Annotated in this window: 14 protein-coding genes; 4 read left to right on the top strand and 10 right to left on the bottom strand. The window is 62.9% G+C overall.

Annotation, left to right across the window (positions count from 1 at the left end):
* Nucleotides 1–38: 38 nt before the first annotated feature.
* Nucleotides 39–1,727 carry an AMP-binding protein gene (locus tag J5J06_18335; protein MCO6439055.1) on the top strand — a complete coding sequence of 563 codons (1,689 nt, stop codon included), beginning with the start codon at nt 39–41 and terminating at the stop codon, nt 1,725–1,727.
* Nucleotides 1,728–1,828: 101 nt separating this feature from the next.
* Here J5J06_18335 and J5J06_18340 read toward each other — a convergent pair whose 3' ends face one another.
* The 4 genes from J5J06_18340 to J5J06_18355 all read right to left on the bottom strand — a co-directional run bounded on the left by J5J06_18340 (nt 1,829) and on the right by J5J06_18355 (nt 5,576).
* Nucleotides 1,829–2,584, bottom strand: coding sequence for a carbonic anhydrase (locus J5J06_18340; protein MCO6439056.1), 756 nt, complete (start codon nt 2,582–2,584; stop codon nt 1,829–1,831).
* Between the two features lie 199 nt (nt 2,585–2,783).
* Entirely contained in the window at nt 2,784–3,323 is a 540-nt protein-coding gene (locus J5J06_18345; protein MCO6439057.1) for a hypothetical protein, read from the bottom strand.
* 115 nt (nt 3,324–3,438) lie between these two features.
* Nucleotides 3,439–4,389 carry an SDR family oxidoreductase gene (locus J5J06_18350; protein MCO6439058.1) on the bottom strand — a complete coding sequence of 317 codons (951 nt, stop codon included), beginning with the start codon at nt 4,387–4,389 and terminating at the stop codon, nt 3,439–3,441.
* A gap of 41 nt (nt 4,390–4,430) precedes the next feature.
* On the bottom strand, nt 4,431–5,576 hold the full coding sequence (locus tag J5J06_18355) for a DegT/DnrJ/EryC1/StrS family aminotransferase (protein MCO6439059.1): 1,146 nt from the start codon (nt 5,574–5,576) through the stop codon (nt 4,431–4,433).
* A gap of 339 nt (nt 5,577–5,915) precedes the next feature.
* On the opposite strand from J5J06_18355, the gene rsmH reads away from it, so the two are divergent.
* The 3 genes from rsmH (at nt 5,916) to J5J06_18370 (ending at nt 9,186) form a co-directional block, all read left to right on the top strand.
* Nucleotides 5,916–6,959: a 16S rRNA (cytosine(1402)-N(4))-methyltransferase RsmH gene (gene rsmH / locus J5J06_18360; GenBank protein MCO6439060.1), complete on the top strand. Its 1,044-nt coding sequence runs from the start codon at nt 5,916–5,918 to the stop codon at nt 6,957–6,959.
* A gap of 67 nt (nt 6,960–7,026) precedes the next feature.
* Nucleotides 7,027–7,374 (top strand): winged helix-turn-helix transcriptional regulator, encoded by a 348-nt coding sequence (locus J5J06_18365; GenBank protein ID MCO6439061.1) that lies wholly within the window; start codon nt 7,027–7,029, stop codon nt 7,372–7,374.
* 456 nt (nt 7,375–7,830) lie between these two features.
* Nucleotides 7,831–9,186 (top strand): PQQ-binding-like beta-propeller repeat protein, encoded by a 1,356-nt coding sequence (locus J5J06_18370; GenBank protein ID MCO6439062.1) that lies wholly within the window; start codon nt 7,831–7,833, stop codon nt 9,184–9,186.
* A 36-nt stretch (nt 9,187–9,222) separates the two neighbouring features.
* Here J5J06_18370 and J5J06_18375 read toward each other — a convergent pair whose 3' ends face one another.
* The 6 genes from J5J06_18375 to J5J06_18400 all read right to left on the bottom strand — a co-directional run bounded on the left by J5J06_18375 (nt 9,223) and on the right by J5J06_18400 (nt 16,849).
* Nucleotides 9,223–9,864, bottom strand: a complete 642-nt coding sequence (locus tag J5J06_18375) for a PH domain-containing protein (protein MCO6439063.1) — start codon at nt 9,862–9,864, stop codon at nt 9,223–9,225.
* Between the two features lie 45 nt (nt 9,865–9,909).
* A complete protein-coding gene (gene nadA, locus J5J06_18380) occupies nt 9,910–11,049 on the bottom strand; it encodes a quinolinate synthase NadA (GenBank protein MCO6439064.1) in 1,140 nt (379 codons plus the stop codon).
* Nucleotides 11,050–11,165: 116 nt separating this feature from the next.
* Entirely contained in the window at nt 11,166–12,875 is a 1,710-nt protein-coding gene (locus J5J06_18385) for a glycosyltransferase family 39 protein (GenBank protein ID MCO6439065.1), read from the bottom strand.
* A gap of 108 nt (nt 12,876–12,983) precedes the next feature.
* On the bottom strand, nt 12,984–13,559 hold the full coding sequence (locus J5J06_18390) for an OmpH family outer membrane protein (GenBank protein MCO6439066.1): 576 nt from the start codon (nt 13,557–13,559) through the stop codon (nt 12,984–12,986).
* An 88-nt stretch (nt 13,560–13,647) separates the two neighbouring features.
* Nucleotides 13,648–15,969, bottom strand: a complete 2,322-nt coding sequence (bamA, locus tag J5J06_18395; GenBank protein ID MCO6439067.1) for an outer membrane protein assembly factor BamA — start codon at nt 15,967–15,969, stop codon at nt 13,648–13,650.
* A 280-nt stretch (nt 15,970–16,249) separates the two neighbouring features.
* Nucleotides 16,250–16,849, bottom strand: coding sequence for a helix-turn-helix domain-containing protein (locus J5J06_18400; GenBank protein MCO6439068.1), 600 nt, complete (start codon nt 16,847–16,849; stop codon nt 16,250–16,252).
* Between the last annotated feature and the right edge of the window lie 38 nt (nt 16,850–16,887).

Consider the following 16,887-nt stretch of genomic DNA (forward strand, 5'->3'; position numbering starts at 1 on the left):
GGAATTGACGGCTCGACCAAGTCCGTTTTGAATCAGGCATGGTCGTCGAACAAGAGCTCGCGACAAAGGCCTCGCCGGGCCTCACCTGCAACATCGCCGCCCATCTTCCGCGCATGGCGCAGCTCGTTCCGGATCAGTCGGCGGTCGTCATTGGCCGCAAGTCCACGGGCTCCGCAAGAGGCCGGTACGAGCAGCTTACATTCGCCGAGCTCGAATCGCTTTCCAACCGCTATGCCAATGCCCTTGTTGTGCGCGGCTTCGAGCCCGGCGGGCGCGTCCTGGTCATGATCCGTCCCGGCTTCGACTTCATCGCCGTCACGTTCGCCTTGTTCAAGATCGGAGCCGTCCCGGTCATGATCGACCCCGGCATGGGTCTTCGCCGCATGTTCGACTGCCTGCGCTCCGTCGACATACACGGCTTCGTCGGCATTTCTCTGGCCCACGTCATGCGCGGACTCCGCCCCGAGGTCTTTCGTAGCGTCCGCGCAATGGTAACCGTCGCTGCCCATGGGCTCCCCGGCGCAGCGTCACTCTCTCGGATCGCAAGTCGTTGTGACGACCGGTTCGATTTGCTCAGAACCGCGCCGACCGACACAGCCGCGATTCTCTTCACCTCCGGCAGCACCGGACCGGCCAAGGGCGTGGTTTACGAACACGGCATGTTCGATGCCCAGGTGCGCATGATTCAATCTTGCTACGGAATCGAGCCGGGGGAAATCGACCTCCCCGCGTTCCCGCTCTTCGCGCTGTTCTCGACCGCCATGGGCATGACCAGCGTGATTCCGCCGATGGATCCATCCCGCCCCGGCCGCGCCGATCCCGCGAAGATCGTCCGCACGCTCCTCGATTGGAACGTCACCAGCACCTTCGGATCGCCGGCTGTCTGGAAAAAGGTCGCCGCCTACGGGTCCGCCGCCGGTGCCAAACTGCCGTCACTGCGACGTATCCTGATCGCCGGCGCGCCCGTACCTCCCGCGACCATCGCCGCCCTACACCGCATGCTCTCACCCGATGCCGACGTCTTCACGCCCTACGGTGCCACCGAGTCGCTGCCCGTCAGCTCGATCGGCGGAAGGGAGATTCTCGCAGATTGCGCCGACCGCACGCGCCGAGGTGCGGGTATCTGCGTAGGTCGCGAGCTCGCTGAAGTCGACGTAAAGATCATCAGGGTCGTTGACGAACCGATCGAGACATGGACTGATGGTCTTGTCGTTCCCGAAGGCGAACTCGGCGAGATCGTCGTGGCCGGCCCCATGGTCACGCGGCACTACTTCGGTCATCCGCGTGCTGATGCCTTGTCCAAGATCATCGACGGTGATCGCGTTTGGCATCGGATTGGCGACGTCGGCTATCGCGACACCGAGGGCCGGCTCTGGTTCTGCGGGCGAAAATCTCAGCGCGTGGTAACGCCCACCGGTACACTCTACGCCGACCAGTGTGAGGCGATATTCAACGAGCATCCGGATGTTCACCGCTCGGCACTCGTGGGTATCGGCGAGCGAGGCCGGCAGAAACCTGTCCTCATCGTCGAACCCCGAGCCCGTCGAAAATCGGCCACTGAGAAATCGAAGTGGAAGGCAGAACTGCTCGCGCTCGCCCGGGAGAATCCGCGGACCCGTGACATGACCGCGGTCCTCTTCCACCGCGATCTCCCGGTGGATGTTCGCCACAATGCCAAGATCCATCGTGAAACACTTGCGGCGTGGGCGGCGCGCCGCGCGGAATAATCAAGAAAACGGGAGGCCGAGGAAAAGCCCTCGACCTCCCGAGAATCGTCACATCGGATAATCACGCGGCGCCTCACTTTCGCGGACGTCGCGCATCTTCCTCAGTGATTTCCGTGCGACTCTACCTTCGACGAGTAGTGTTCGCGCTGCCCGCGCACAAGCTCTGCCAGCCGGGGGTGTTCGCCGAGCCACTCCACCTTGCCCGTTTCGATGTCATAGATCGCGCCGACGATCTTCGTCTTGCCCTGTAGGGCTTTCTCTCGCGTTTGCGGACTGATGCGGAGCAGATCCTCGATGGATTGCCACACGTTGGCCGTGACCGCTGCGGCAATGAGCTTATCGCCGCTGGCTCCCGGATTCTCCTTGCGGGCGGACTCCACGGCCGGCTTGATCCCGGATACGAGCGCCGGGATGTTGTCATGCACCTCCGCGCCCTGCACGACGGCCGATACCGCACCGCAATGCGTATGTCCCAACACGACCAGCAGCGGCGTGTTCAGATGGTGCAGTCCATACTCGATCGAACCGGCTTCGTGCACGCCGCAGACATTGCCCGCGACGCGAATCACGAAGACGTCCCCGACCCCCTGGTCAAATAAGCGCTCCACGGGAACACGCGAATCCGAACACGTAATCACGGTTACGAACGGTGCCTGACCATGCTTTCCGGTCTGCTCAATTCGCTCCGCATCCGTGTTGGGGTTCTTCGATTGGCCGGAAACGAAACGCTGATTTCCCTCCTTGAGTTGGGCCATCGCCTCGTCGGCGTTGAGGGTTGTCGTTGCGCCGCCGCCGGCATATGCCGGCATCGCCATACACACTGCGATGATTGCTGTCAGGCTCAGACGTCGAATCATGGATGGATTCTCCCTATTGAGTAGCAAACGAATGCCGCTTGCTGATTCATCGGCAGGATTCGGCGGCAGGTTCGTTGTGGGGAACCGAGGGAAACCCAGGCAGTAGGAGACCTACTCGGTACAGAATGTGAACCGAGGGAAACCCCTGGATCTCTCGGTTATTGCCGCCAATTTGGCCTTTTCGAGACGGAAAAGTAACTCAGCCCGCGGCCGGCACTTTCACCTTGCCGGTCTTAGGATCGATAATGACCGTCTCGATCCGGTCCGTAATGACAATGGCCTGGAGCTGTACCAGGCTCCCATGCCAGCGTGCCTTGATGAGAACAGCGCGCCCTTTCTTGTACTCTTCCGCCGCCTTGATGGCGTCAACCAGCGTGACCTTGGAATCGGCCATCAGTTTGGCAAGCGTTCCCGGGTCCCGTCCATGAGCGGCGCGCTCGATCTTCTGTTCCGGATCAGTCGCCTCGCCCACCTTCCCCTCGGCATCCACGGGGACGATCTTGCACATCCCGTTGACCATCAGGTGAACGTCAACGATCAGCTTTCCGTCCTGCAGGTGCGCGGTTGCGGCCGTCGCCTGTGCTTCCATGGATTTCTCGGCCGCCTCGACCGCCTGTCCCAGCGTCAGTTTGACTTCATCCATCTTCTTGGCGACTTCCATGTCGTTCGCCCGGGCCGCGCCGACCCACGACAGAAATCCCGCCACAAGTCCTGAAACGACCAAACTTCTGCGAATCATCGTGAACATGGTAATCCCCTCGACTGAAGTGCATGGATAGATCGCCGACCGCGGCAACACCCGCGGTATCGACACCATTTAGCTTATCACGCTTCCGGGAGCCTGCAATCGCCCGTCACTTGCTCGCCGGACGGGAAAGCTGTTCCCGGAAGAACTCCATGGTGCGCAGCAGCCCCTCCCCCAGCGGCGTTCGAGCTTCCCAGCCCAGAATCTTCCGGGCGCGCGTCACGTCCGGACGGCGTCGCACGGGGTCGTTTTCCGGCAGGGATTTCCGAGCAACCTCCAGCTTGCGCCCCAGCAATTCTCCGATACATGCCACCAGGTCATTCATGGACCGCTCTTCCGTGCTGCCCAGGTTCACCGGCTCGTGCGCGTCCGGGCCCTCATATTTCATGAGGGCGATCATCCCCGCCACCAGATCATCGACGTAGCAGAAGCAGCGCGTCTGCGTGCCGTCGCCGTAGACGGTCAGCGGCTGGTTCTGCAAGGCCTGCACGATGAAATTGGATGCCACGCGACCGTCGCCCACTGCCATGCGCGGACCATACGTATTGAAAATCCGCACGATGCGCGTTTCGACTTCGTTCTGACGGTGATAATCCATCATCAGCGTCTCGGCCACGCGCTTGCCCTCGTCGTAGCAGCTCCGCGGCCCGATCGGATTCACGTTCCCCCAGTAGCTCTCCGGCTGGGGATGGATTGTAGGATCTCCGTAGACCTCGCTGGTCGAGGCCTGAAGCACACGGGCCCTGACACGCTTGGCCAGACCCAGCATGTTCAGCGTGCCCATCACGCTCGTCTTGACCGTCTTGACGGGATTGTACTGGTAGTGAATGGGCGAAGCCGGGCAGGCCAGATTGAAGATCCAGTCCACCTCCAGCAGGATCGGCTGGACCACGTCGTGGCGGATGAACTCAAAGTCTGTCCGGCCCAGCAGGTGCTTGATGTTGCGCTTCGATCCGGTGAACAGATTGTCCACGGCGACGACCTCGTGCCCGTCCTCGAGCAGCCGGTCGCACAGATGACTTCCCAGAAACCCGGCACCACCTGTAACCAGCACGCGCATTGATGTCATCCCCTTGGCACTACTGAATGCGTTCGGCAAATTCAGCCGGCGCGTCCCACGGCTTCCACGCGCTCCGTAGCGGCGGAATCGCAAAATGCCCGAACCGCCTCGGCGACGTACGCCACATCACCCGCCGACAGCAGCGGGTGGCAGGGCAGCGAAAGAATCCGCTCGCAGATCGCTTCCGTCACGGGCAGGTCGCCCGTCCGATATCCTAAATCGGCAAAGCACGCCTGCCGATGCAGCGGGACCGGATAATACACGCCGGAGCCGATACCCCGCTCCTTGAGGTAATTCGCCAGAGCGTCGCGCCGGTCGCTGAGAATCGAATACTGGTGGTAGACGTGCTTGCTTCCCGCCGCGACGTACGGCGTGACGACCTCACGGCCCTTCAGAAGCTCGTCGTACCGGGCGGCGTTGCTTCGCCGCAGTTCGTTGAATTCTTCCAGTCGTTGGAGCTTCACCAGCAGGATCGCTGCCTTGAGCGTATCCAGCCGGAAGTTCCCTCCGACGCGGTCGTGGTGGTAGCGCTGAACCTCGCCGTGGTTGCGCAGGCGGCGGGCAAGTCCCGCCAGTTCAGCGTTATCCGTCAGGATCATGCCTCCTTCGCCGAACCCGCCCAGATTCTTCGTCGGGTAGAAAGACAGGCAGGCTGCGTCGCCCAGCGAACACGCTGAACGATCGTGATATGTCGAGCCGATCGCCTGGCAGGCGTCCTCGATGACCCGCAGTCCATGGCGCCGGGCGACGTCATTGATCGCGTCCATATCGGCACACTGGCCGAACAGGTGGACCGCGATAATCGCTCTTGTTCTCGGCGTGACCGCGTTCTCCACGCTTTTCGGATCGAGGTTGAACGTTCGGGCGTCGATGTCGGCGAAAACCGGCCTGGCACCGAGCCGGTGAACGACCCCGGCCGTGGCGAAAAACGTGAACGACGGGACGATGACCTCGTCTCCGGCGCCGATGTCCAATGCCATCAGGGCGCACAGCAGTGCATCCGTTCCGCTGCTGACCGCGACGCCGTGCCCGACACCGCAGAATCGGGCCAACGCCTCCTCCAACTGCGTTACCTGCGGGCCGTTGATATACGCCGCCCCCGACAGGACGTCGTCCACCACCGGACGCAGTTCCTCGGCAAAAAGCAGGTACTCTCCGCGAAGATCGAGCATCGAAACTTGTTGCATCGAAAACGTCCTCAGGTCCAATGTCCGGGTGTCGCCGCGTCGAATCCGGTCGGCGCAATCGTTGTCTCGGGATCGAACACTTTGGCGCGGGCTTGACCGCCGCCCGCTCTCAGGGCGCAATCCCCCAAATTTACTATAACGCGCGGCGTGATCACAGAAAATCGCCTTCCGGACTGAGCGCCCCAGCGCGTTATTACCTGTAGGAGCCCCGTTGTGTCGCCGCGTCCCGACGAATCCGCCGACCAGCCCCTCCGCCGTCGCCGACCCCGGTACGGTGGGACGCATCCCCGGCGCTTCGAGCAGCGCTACAAGGAGCTCGACCCGCGGCGCTATCCTGAGATGCAGGAGCATATCCGCGCCCAGGGTCGAACCCCGGCCGGGGGACATGTGCCCATCATGGTCGAGGAAGTGCTCGCGGCGCTGGATCCCCAGCCCGGAGATGCGATCGCCGATTGCACCGTGGGCCACGGCGGGCACGCCGAACGCTTCCTGGAACGGATCGGCCCGACCGGCCGTCTGGTCGGACTGGACGTCGACCAAGCGGAGCTGGAACGCACCGCGCGTCGGCTGGCGGCCGAGATCGTGACACCGGGCGGCAAGGCGGCGGATTCGAGCGAAGCGCCCGCAAACGCCAATGATGCAGCGCCTGCTTCGGCCGAGAGCCAACCAATGTCCCCTCCCGTGCGACTTTATCGTTCTCACTTCGCCGGGCTGGGCAAGGTCATGCGATCCGAGAGCCTTGACGGTTTTGACGTGGTCTTCGCCGACCTCGGCGTCTCGAGCATGCAGATCGATGATCCGGCTCGGGGTTTCAGTTTCAAGTCCGACGGGCCGCTCGACATGCGTATGGACCTGCGCCTGAAGCGAACGGCGGCCGACCTGCTGCGAGACCTGCCTGCCGAGGAGTTGGCCTCAGCACTCGTGGAATGCGCGGATGAGCCCGACGCGGAGGCGATTGCCCGGCGTATCGCCGACGGTCGCATCCGCGAGCCGCTCCAGCGGACCCGGCAACTGTCACGGTTGGTTCTCGCCGTGAAGGGGCTCACGCCCAGGCAGTGGAAGCAGATTGCGGCCGAGAATCCGGGCACGCTGCACCCGGCCGCGCGGACGTTTCAGGCATTGCGTATCCTGGTCAATGACGAGTTCAACGGACTGGAGCAGTTCCTGCGTGCTGTGCCCTACGCGTCGCGATCAGGCGGTCGAATCGGCATCCTGAGCTTTCACAGCGGCGAGCACGCCCGCGTGGAGCGGTTTTTCAAAGAGGGTCTTACAGCGGGGCTCTACGCGTCTGCGCAACTCGAGCCCCTCCGCCCATCGTCCGCCGAACGCGGATCGAACCCCCGCAGCCGCTCGGCACAATTGCGGTGCGCCAAGCGCGCGTGAAAGCGGTGCGGAGACGAGCGTTCTGTTGACGCAATGTACGGGCCCATATATATTCGCCTAAGCGAATATGTCTGCGACGATGGAATCCACGAGCGCCTTGTTTCGGGCCTTTGCCGATCCGACACGCATTCGATTGCTCAACCTCATGCTTGAGGGGGAGGTCTGCGTATGCGATCTGGTCGCGGTGCTCGATCAGCCACAACCCACCGTTTCCCGGCACCTGGCCGCGCTGCGCCGAGCGAAGCTCGTCCGCGTGCGGTCGGATGGGCGGTGGAAATATTACCGTGCCGCGCGCGGGGCGGCGGGAATAGAGCGTACGCTGCTCAATTGCGTTCGGAGGTGCCTGCGGGAAATCGACGTGCTCCAGAGCGACCTCGCGCGGCTCAAGGAGGTCCGAGGGACGGGTTGCTGCTGATCTTGGAGAATGGAGGAGGATATCGGTTATTGTCATGTTGGGCTATTTCATGGTATCGGCGTTTATCGCCGGGCTCACGCTCGCGGGCGGCTGTCGATGCGGGTGCAAGGACGACGACGCGGCGTTGGCCCCTCGTAACGAAGCATAACGCACGCACCTGGCCTCGAAGTCTCCCCAAAAGCCGCGTCCGCGACGAAATCGAAGCCAAGGTCAAAGAGTGGATTGCGCAGAACTCAGCCTGAGCACAACTCGCGCAGCCGCGGGCATCCCGGCCATGAACATCTTGCTGGGCAATCGCGCTCTCGATCGTGCTCCGGATTCGCTCGCGCTCCCGCGCTGTAACGATGCGAACAGGTCCGGCCGATTTCTGGACACCCACTCTGCCACCACATAGGCTTGCCCGCGGAGAAATACGTTCGGCCGGGGGACAACTGTTTCAGTTCACGGAGAGTGATTATGGGTGGCAATCACACGCGCTGGGCAGCCTTTTTCGGGGCACTCCCCATTGTTGTCTTTACATGGAGCGCTGCGGCACAGAATTGGCCCTCCTTCCGCGGGGAGAACGGCTCAGGCATCGGCACGGGGAGCCCTCCAGTCACGTGGAACGTCGATACCGGCGAGAACGTGAAATGGAAGACACGGATCCCCGGACTGGGCCACTCTTCGCCGATCGTCTGGGGCGATCGCATGTTCGTGACAACGGCCGTGCCCGTCGATGGAGAAGCAAGCCTTGATACGGGCTGGCTTGGCGGAACAGGAGATTCGGCGAAGGACGCAGGCGAATGGGAGTGGAGAGTTTTCTGCCTGGACAAGCGCACGGGCAAGGTGCTATGGGATCGAACGGCCCATCGAGGTGTTCCCAAGTTCAAGCGGCACCTCAAGTCCTCGCACGCCAACAGCACGCCGACGACCGACGGAAAGCGGGTCGTTGCCCTGTTCGGTGCCGAGGGACTCTTCGCGTATGACATGGATGGCAAACTGCTTTGGAGCAAGGACCTTGGTCCGCTTAACGCCGGTCCTGTCGGCATGCCTGACATGCAATGGGGATACGCCGCTTCGCCGGTTCTGCATGACGACAAGATCATTGTCCAGTGCGACGTGCACGGTGAATCCTATTGGGCGGTCTTCGATGCCGCGGATGGCAGGGAACTCCTTCACGTGGATCGAGGGGACGATCCTTCCTGGTGCACGCCGTCGCTCGTGACAACGGGAGAGCGAACGCAAGTCGTCTGCAACGGATTCAAGAAGATCGCCGGGTATGACCTCAAGACCGGCAAGGAACTCTGGTACCTCAGCGGCGGCGGGGATGTTCCCGTCCCGCGACCTGTTGTGGCGGGCGCGAAAGTCTTCATCACCAACGGCCACGGACGAAGTCCAATCTACGCCATTCGCGCGGAGGCGACGGGTGACATTACGCCCAAGGAAAGCGGCGAAGAGACGCCGGAAGGAATGCTCTGGTACCGACCCAACAAGGGCTCCTACATGCCCACCCCGATCGTCGTCAACGACGTGCTCTACGTGGCCGCCGACAACGGGGCGTTCACTGGGTTCGAGGCCAAGACAGGGGAGCAATTGCTGCGTAAGCGCCTGCCCGGTGGAGGGAAAGCAACCTACTCAGCTTCCCCTGTCTCGGCGGATGGGAGAATCTACGTGACAAACGAAGACGGCCAGGTGGACGTCATGGCGGCCTCTCGCACCTTTGATGTCCTGGCGTCAAATCAGATGGGGGAGGTCTGTATGGCTACGCCTGCGATCTCGGAAGGTCTGCTGTTAATCCGCGGGCGCGACCATGTGTTCTGCATAGCCAAATAATCGCGAAGGGCACCGGGAGGACTTTGACAGTTTGTGCTACGTTCCCGAGCCTTGATGATCGATCGCGTTCTCGATCGCCCGGCGAATGCGCTCGTGAACTTCCTCCGGTGAGGAAATCGAGCGCCAGCGCTGCGGGGGTTCGTGTTCGCGGTTCGTCACGAGTGTGATGGTCCCGAGACCCAGCTGCCGCTCGATTGGCTCGGCGTGCAGGTAGGTATTGCGAAGCTCGACAAGCAGGCACGCGCGGATGCTCGGTGAGCGCACGCCCTCGACGGTCAGCACGCGGCGGTTGGTCAGCACGTACCACGTGGCGATCCAGCGCAAGATGGCGATCCCCAGCGGCAGCGCCCCGAGCAGCATGGCGACCTGAATGGTCACGATCACGGAGAATCCCGGCAGCGGCTGATCGAACCAGGCGCACAACGCGGCCAGGAGGCAGGCCGCAATGACCCAGCCGCCGGCGCTGGTCGCCGGTCGCCACATGGATGGCTTGATGGCCAGCAGGATGATCTCTCCGCCGTCCACGACCCCGCCGGGAAGCTCCGTCCAGGGTCGTGCATCAAGCTCGCCCGCGCCAGTGGGAGAGTCGGTCATGGTCGCTGAGAAGTGTCGGGCCAGCTCGGCCTGTGGTTTGCCGCCGAGCTTCTCCGGGACGTCGTGGTTGTCTTTCTGTGACATGGCATCCCTTCATCCGCCACGGCGGTCCCGAGAAGGAAACGTGGCCTACGCCTCTATGGTCTGCATCGGCCGATCCGCCTTGATGGCTACAGGATGCGCCGGAACGTTGGCAAGCATGCGCTCGAGGGCGACCAGCGCCTCCGCTCGCGTCCTTGGGTCGACCTTGATCTGATTCACGACGTGCCCTTCGGCGAGTTCATCCAGGCACCAACACAGGTGTCGCAAATCGATACGGAACATCGTTGTACAGAGGCACTGCACACCGGCCAGCGAACGAACCGCTTTGTCGGGATTCGAGCGAATCACGCGATCGACAAGATGGATCTCCGTGCCGATGGCCCAATGGCTGCCCGGCGGCGACTCGCGTACGGTCTTGATGATGAACTCCGTACTGCCTGCCAGGTCGGCCTTCTGCACCACCTCCCACGTGCATTCCGGATGCACGAGAATCCTGCATTGTGGATCGACCTTGCGGATCTCGTCGCACTGCTGCGGGGTAAACAGCGTGTGTACGCTGCAATGGCCTTTCCAGAGCAGGATTCGCGCCGCGGAAAGCTGGCCGCGCGTGAGACCGCCCTGCGGAAGCTTGGGATCGTAGACGGCCATGTCGGACAGGGGGATGCCCATCGCGTAAGCGGTGTTGCGGCCCAGGTGCTGATCGGGAAGGAAGAGCACCTTTTCGCCCCGCTCCAGCGCCCAACGAAGAATCGACGAGGCATTGCTGCTCGTGCAGCAGGCGCCGCCGTGCCGACCGCAGAATGCCTTGATCGATGCCGCGGAATTGACGTAGGTCACCGGAATGACATCAGCCTGGCACTCCTCGATGAAGGTCCAGGCGTCCTCCAGATCGTCGATGGCGGCCATATCCGCCATGCTGCACCCCGCGGTAAGATCGGGAAGAATGATCTTGACGCGGTCCTCGGTCAGGATGTCGGCCGACTCCGCCATGAAGTGCACGCCGCAGAAGACGATGAACTCCGCATCCCTCTGGGCGGCGCCGACCTGGGCGAGCTTGAGGCTGTCGCCGGTGAAATCGGCGAAGTCGATCACATCCTGCTGTTGGTAATGATGGCCGAGGATGACCAGTCGCGAGCCGAGTTGCCGTTTGCGATGGGCGATCGCCTCGCGCAGTTCCTCATCCGTCCGTTCGCGGTATTTTGCAGGCAGAGAGGGCTGAAACAGCATTTAGAGTGACTCCCTACGACGCCCGAAACGTCGATGCACAACCCGTACCAGAGTATAGCGCGGGGCCGAGAATCTGCAAAAAAAGAGGGTGTGGGGCTCCAATCGGTGGGGAGGCTTCATTCAGCGGCGGCATGTCCGCGCGGTGCCCCGGAGGGCGAAAATGCCGGGGACTTTCGAATCAAGTAGCCCGTTGAGGCCAAGACTCGCGTGAACATCCCCGCCATTGCGAAGATGCCGAGCGCGGAAAGCACGCCCCAAAGTGGTTGCAGCGGGATTGCGTACCGAGGCTCCACGCCGCCGAAGAAGGACGACAGGACAATGTGGTAACAAATGACAAAGCCAAGGAGCGCCATCACACCCCACCGTCTCGCCCAGAGCAGCCAGGCGACGCCTGCGACAATCAGCAGGCGAAGCTCTTCGAACGGCGTATCCAGCAGGCCGAGCCAAGGCGGACCGGATTCAATGCGGCGGTGGTACCCGGCCGCGAGCTTCGACCAGATGGCGGTGGTCGGCGTCGGATCGGAGCGAAGTTCGAGGTATCTTCCCAGCCGCTCGGCGCCGATGCGCTCTTCCACAAACGGGCGATAGTGATCGGCGTCAAGAACCGCTGCACGCCCGCCTGTGCCTCGCTCGGACGGTTCCGTCGAAAGGCCAGGAATCATGAGGTACCTGCCGTCGGGGATCATCAGGTTTCGGTAACTGTAGACGAGTGTGTTCCGCAACAGTCGTCGCGGTTCGGAGTACAGGGCGGGTGTCGCCGCTTCGCGCATGAGCCGCCCGGCCTGCGGATAGGACATGCCGTACACTTGCCGGCAGGCGGCGATGACCGCCCAAGGGTGTTGGTAGTCATCCCGGATCGCGTCGCCTGATCCGCCTGTGATTTCCAGGGCGTTCCGAATCGAAATCATGGCCTCGTTGTCGGGCGGAGGCAAGTGCTCCACGGCGAACGCCCGGACGTAATAGCACATATCATCGTTGCAGGTCAGATCGAATACACCCTGCGTGCGGTAGTTGTTCAGCGCAATGGCGAGCAACAGCGTGGCTGCGGGCGCGGTCGCGGCGAGTAATCGAATCGAAAATGCGCGCAGGGCGGCGCCGATCCTCGCGAGCGTCTCCGTTTCCTTAACGATCCGCCCCACAGCGACACCGGCGCACGCCAGAATCATGAGCTGTCCCGTCGGGCGCAACCACGTCGCCAGCCCTGCGAGCACGGAACCCGTGAGCAGCGCCCGCGTTCCGCCCTTCTGAAGGTGCCACGCCAGTGCCAGAATCGAACCGGTGAGCAGCAGCGTATAAGGGACTTCGGAGAGCACAGCATTCGCGTAGCCGCCAAGGTACGGACTTGCCGCAACGAACAGAGCAGTCGCGAGGGCGAGCGCCCGGCCGGGGCGAACGAGCCATGCCAAACACGTCGCCAGAATGGCACACCCCACAACCATGGCGTGCTGGATCAGCAGCAGGGCTATCCCGCTCGAATTTCCGAACAGTGCGAACACGCTGGCCAGAAAGAGCGGATACCCCGGCGTGTAGAACTGGAATCGGTCGTCGGAGAGATCGCCCCGTTCGATGATGCCGATGGCCAGATCGATGTAGGCCGCGGAGTCCGGTGTGACCACCACGCGCGACGCCGAGGCGACAAATCCGGCGGTGACAGTCGCGAGCATCGCGGCAAGGACGAGCAAACTCAGCGGGTAATGTCGTGAGGTCGGCTCCGCTGCGCGATCGCGCTCGCGTCGAACTTCCGGCGGACTCTCGCCCCCGGCCGTCGCGGGGATCTTCCGGGCGAAGGCATCCGGCGCGGGGCATTCGCCGGCTTCAGTCCCCATCGTTGTTCTACCGCAATCGTCCGGTGCGCGCATGCACGTTTATCGGACGCGCAGCGGCCCTGGTTCAATTTGGGGCAAGAGGGGCCCGAGTCGGCTGCAGGTCAACGTCTAGCGGTTTCCGGATTGTGCCCGGTACTGTTCGTTCAGCCGCTGGACGACTTCCGCCGTCATGTCCAGCGAAGGTTTCCAGTAAAGGACTTTCTGGAGCACGATCTGCTGACGCATCTGCGTGGGGTTTTCCGCCTGGCCCGACGGAAGTGTGTCGGCCGAGAGGACAATATCGATGCCCCGCTGCTCGGCGACCTGCTTCGTTGCGGCCAGGATGTCGTCGAAAATGAGGCGAAGCGAGTTGGCCAGTTCCATTTCGATGCGCTGGCTCTCCGATTCCATGAAGAAGTCCATCTCGGCCCGCAGAAGGGCCAGCTCCTTGGCGCGGTCCCGATAGGCATCGGTGCCGGGTTTGAGCTCTTCCTGGAGCGAACGCGTTGCGCGGTCGATCCTCTCGCGAAGTTCGTCGCGCTTCTGGCTTGTCTCTTTGCGCTTGGCTTCAAACTGGCTTTCCAGGTCAATGCGCTTCTGGTAGCGCTCCGAGACCTGGGGAATGTTGACCACCGCTACACGCACTTCGCCGGCCTGGCCGACGCTTGCCACACCCAGAACCATTGCCATTGTCCATGCGATCATGACCCGTTCCTTTCAAGGAGAATGAAATTCGTGTGGGGACTGCCGCGGCGCGCGGAGCGTACAGGGGTGCCGCGGCCTGATGCTCAGCCTAGAAGATACCGCCGATCACGAAGCTGAGGATCTGCTCTTCATCTTCCGAATCGCGCAGTACGGGTGCCGCGAGGTTGAATTCCAGCGGAATCGGCCCGAGCACATCAATCGTAAAGCGTACGCCCGCCCCAACGGCCGCGCGATATCCCGAACCAGCCGTCCCGCTGTCCAGGAAAACATGGCCGCGAAGATTCTTGCCATAGACGGGAAAGCTGTACTCCCCCCCGAGCAGGATCAGGTAATCGGCACCGACGTTGGTGTCGTCGAAGCCGTCCCGCGGGCCGATGCCGCGAAATTCGAACCCGCGAATGGAGCCGATTCCACCCGCGTACAAACGTTCGTACACCGGCGCGTCGCCGATCTGGTATCCGCCCTCTCCCCACAGCTCCAAAACGCTCTTTCGCTCCTCGGCATCGGTCGCCACGGTGAAGTAACGCGAATAGCGCGAGCGGATTTCCCCAAAGACGTGGTCGCCACCGAGCGCCCCGACTTGTTCGTAACTGAGCCGGAGCCGGTCGCCCACGGTGGGAACGAACCGATTGTCGGTCCGGTCGCGAACCATTGTGTAGCGAACGCTGGTCAGAAAGCTCTGACCTTCGTCGTCGTGGATCTGATCACCGGCGAACAGGTCGACGCTGTCGACCTCGATTTCCTCGACGCGGAAGGTTACTTCGCCTGTCCAGTTGCGAAACCAGCCGCGCTCGAAACGCCGTCCGAAGCTTACCGTCGTCCCAACCCGCGTCTCCGCGTAGGCCTCGCGATCCCGCGTGAACAGGTACGCGCCGTAATCGAACCGGATGGGGCGGTCGAACAGGTAAGGCTCGGTGAAATCCACTCGGAAACGGCTGGTCTCCGTTCCCGGGCGGAGCTCAAGCCGCAGGCGCTGCCCGGCGCCGGAGAAGGCGCGGAACCGGAACAGCTCCGAGAGCGATCGCGGTGTGTCAAACAGGTCGAAATTCTGGAGGTCGAGCACGATCTGGCCCACCACGCCGCTGTTGCTGGTGATGCCGGCACCGAAGATGAAATCGCCCAGCCGGTCCGCCTCGACCACGTCGATCACCGCGTCGCGCACGCCGGGCTCATCGCCCACGGGCAGCACCCGGGCCGAACGGAAAATGCGCGAGTCCACCAGGCTGCGCTCGGCATCGCGAACTTCCGTCATGTTCCACAAGTCATCGGGCGGACAAAGGTTGAGCTCCCGGCGGACGACCTTGTCCTTCGTGCGCGAGTTTCCCCGCACGACGACCTCGCCCACGCGATAGGCGTCGCCTTCCTCGATCTGGAATGTCACGCGGACGGCGCCGGGCTGCTCCGAGAACACGCGGATGACGCGGACCTCGGTGTAGATGTGCCCGATTTCGCCGTAACGGCGGCGAATGGCCTGGGCGTCATCGTCCAGCCGGGGACGGTTCACGAACTGCCCCTCGCGCGATTCGATCAGCGCCATCAATTCCTCGGTGCTGAACACCGTGTTGCCGGTCAGGGTTAGGCCCTCGATAACGTAGCGCGTGCCCTCGACGATGGTGAAGACCAGGCGAATGCCGTTTTCCACCGGCTCGCGACGATAGCTCACCCGCGCGTCCAGCCAGCCCCGATCGCGGTAGTAGGTCTGCAGCGCGGCCACGTCGCCATCGACAACGTCCTCGTCGAAGGCGCCGGTGCGGAGGATCCAGAAGGCCTTCTTGGTCTGAATCTGGCGCCGCAGGACACGGTCGGAGAAGGCGGTGTTGCCCTCGAACTCGATGCGTCGAATCCGCGTGCGCGGCCCTTCCTCAATCACATAAACGAGCTCCCCGGTTCGCTGCAACTGCTCGCGATCAAACTCCACCGAAGCGTCTGCGAAGCCTTCTTCGCGGTACAGCCGGAGAATGGCCTCCTGACCATCGCGGGCCGAGAAAGGATCGACTGCCTGATCCACCTGGACCGGCACCTCCCGCCGCAGCCGATTGTCGGAGAACCGCGAGTTGCCCTGGAAACGAATGGCGGAAACGAAGGTCCGCTCGGTCAGATCGAAACGGATGCGGACGCCGTCTTCCTCGGGGAGGATGTCGTATCGGGCGGTGGTGAAGCGCCCCGTGCGGAGCAGGCGCACGACCGCCGCGTCGAGCTCCTCCCTGCTGATCGGCTCGCCGATCTGAATCGCCGCCACGTCGCGCACCAGAGCTTCATCCGTGCGCACCAGGCCGATGAATTCAACCGCCCGGACGATGCCGACGGTTTCCTGGGCCCGAAGCGTACCGGTGGACAGCATGATGGCGGCGACGCCGAGGAAGGCGCGAACGGCCCAGGTGCCTGGCTTCCGGATCGGCGTACCGCTCACGGACGCAGCCCGCGCCAAGTGGAAGAGGCGCCTTCTGTCTGCCGATGGTGGTCTTCTCAAAGCCGTGTCCTGACCGCGCAGAGGACGTCAAGGCTGCGAAAACAAGTCGGAGCATGTTAACCGCGCCCGGCGGGTCAGCCAACAGCAGCGACGGCATCAGGCGGAAGCCCTGGGTGGGGGACGGGCAGTCTCGACGCAGATCAGGCCCGGCCGGTTCCGTCCAGCGGAGGCATGTGTCGTGGAGAATTTCTTCTCCGACGCGCAGCACCATAACCAAAGGTCAATGCTCGATAGAATGGGGCACGACCGAGGCGGGCTCGGGAGCTTCGAGCAACCGGATCAGGTCCCTGGCATGAAACGGTGATTTGAGGAAAGCCGAGAATCCCTGTTGCAGAAGAGCATGTCCCCGTCCATCCTCATCCTCGCGCACCAGCCCGATGAGTTCCGTGTCCTGCAACCCTTCGTGGGCGCGGAGCTCCCGGCGGAGTCGCTCAGGTTCGATCTGCGGAAGGGACACATCCACCAATATCACATCCGGCAGGAATGACCCCGCCACCAGGCCGGCCTCGAACGCGGACTCCGTCGCCTCGACGTCGTACTCCCCGCGCTGCGTCAGCGATTGCCGAACGGTATCCCGCAATTCCCGCTGTCCGAGCACGACGAGAACGCGCTTCCGGCCGCGCGACAGTCCGTTCATGGGAATGTCGTGGGATTTCATGAAGCGCACGAGCTGTTCCAGCGGGATCCGGCGGTCCTTGCTGCCGGGAATGCGATAACCCCGAAGCTGGCCGGAGTCGAACCACTTGGAGACGGTCCGCGGGGCCACATTGCAGATCTTGGCCACCTCGCCCGTTGTCAGCACCTGCTTGGGACGTGTCATATTGCCCTACCCCCGCGGCTCCGATTAGCGCTCCAGGC

This window comes from Phycisphaerae bacterium (assembly GCA_024102815.1).
Lineage (GTDB): Bacteria > Planctomycetota > Phycisphaerae > UBA1845 > UBA1845 > JAGFJJ01.

Bases quoted from the DNA above. Each gene is read 5' to 3' on its own strand.
- J5J06_18400 (MCO6439068.1), bottom strand. From the start codon at position 16,849: ATGACACGTCCCAAGCAGGTGCTGACAACGGGCGAGGTGGCCAAGATC.
- J5J06_18350 (MCO6439058.1), bottom strand. From the start codon at position 4,389: ATGCGCGTGCTGGTTACAGGTGGTGCCGGGTTTCTGGGAAGTCATCTG.
- J5J06_18385 (MCO6439065.1), bottom strand. From the start codon at position 12,875: ATGGGGACTGAAGCCGGCGAATGCCCCGCGCCGGATGCCTTCGCCCGG.
- J5J06_18335 (MCO6439055.1), top strand. From the start codon at position 39: ATGGTCGTCGAACAAGAGCTCGCGACAAAGGCCTCGCCGGGCCTCACC.
- rsmH (MCO6439060.1), top strand. From the start codon at position 5,916: ATGCAGGAGCATATCCGCGCCCAGGGTCGAACCCCGGCCGGGGGACAT.
- J5J06_18365 (MCO6439061.1), top strand. From the start codon at position 7,027: ATGTCTGCGACGATGGAATCCACGAGCGCCTTGTTTCGGGCCTTTGCC.
- J5J06_18375 (MCO6439063.1), bottom strand. From the start codon at position 9,864: ATGTCACAGAAAGACAACCACGACGTCCCGGAGAAGCTCGGCGGCAAA.
- J5J06_18370 (MCO6439062.1), top strand. From the start codon at position 7,831: ATGGGTGGCAATCACACGCGCTGGGCAGCCTTTTTCGGGGCACTCCCC.
- J5J06_18340 (MCO6439056.1), bottom strand. From the start codon at position 2,584: ATGATTCGACGTCTGAGCCTGACAGCAATCATCGCAGTGTGTATGGCG.
- nadA (MCO6439064.1), bottom strand. From the start codon at position 11,049: ATGCTGTTTCAGCCCTCTCTGCCTGCAAAATACCGCGAACGGACGGAT.
- J5J06_18355 (MCO6439059.1), bottom strand. From the start codon at position 5,576: ATGCAACAAGTTTCGATGCTCGATCTTCGCGGAGAGTACCTGCTTTTT.
- J5J06_18390 (MCO6439066.1), bottom strand. From the start codon at position 13,559: ATGATCGCATGGACAATGGCAATGGTTCTGGGTGTGGCAAGCGTCGGC.
- J5J06_18345 (MCO6439057.1), bottom strand. From the start codon at position 3,323: ATGATTCGCAGAAGTTTGGTCGTTTCAGGACTTGTGGCGGGATTTCTG.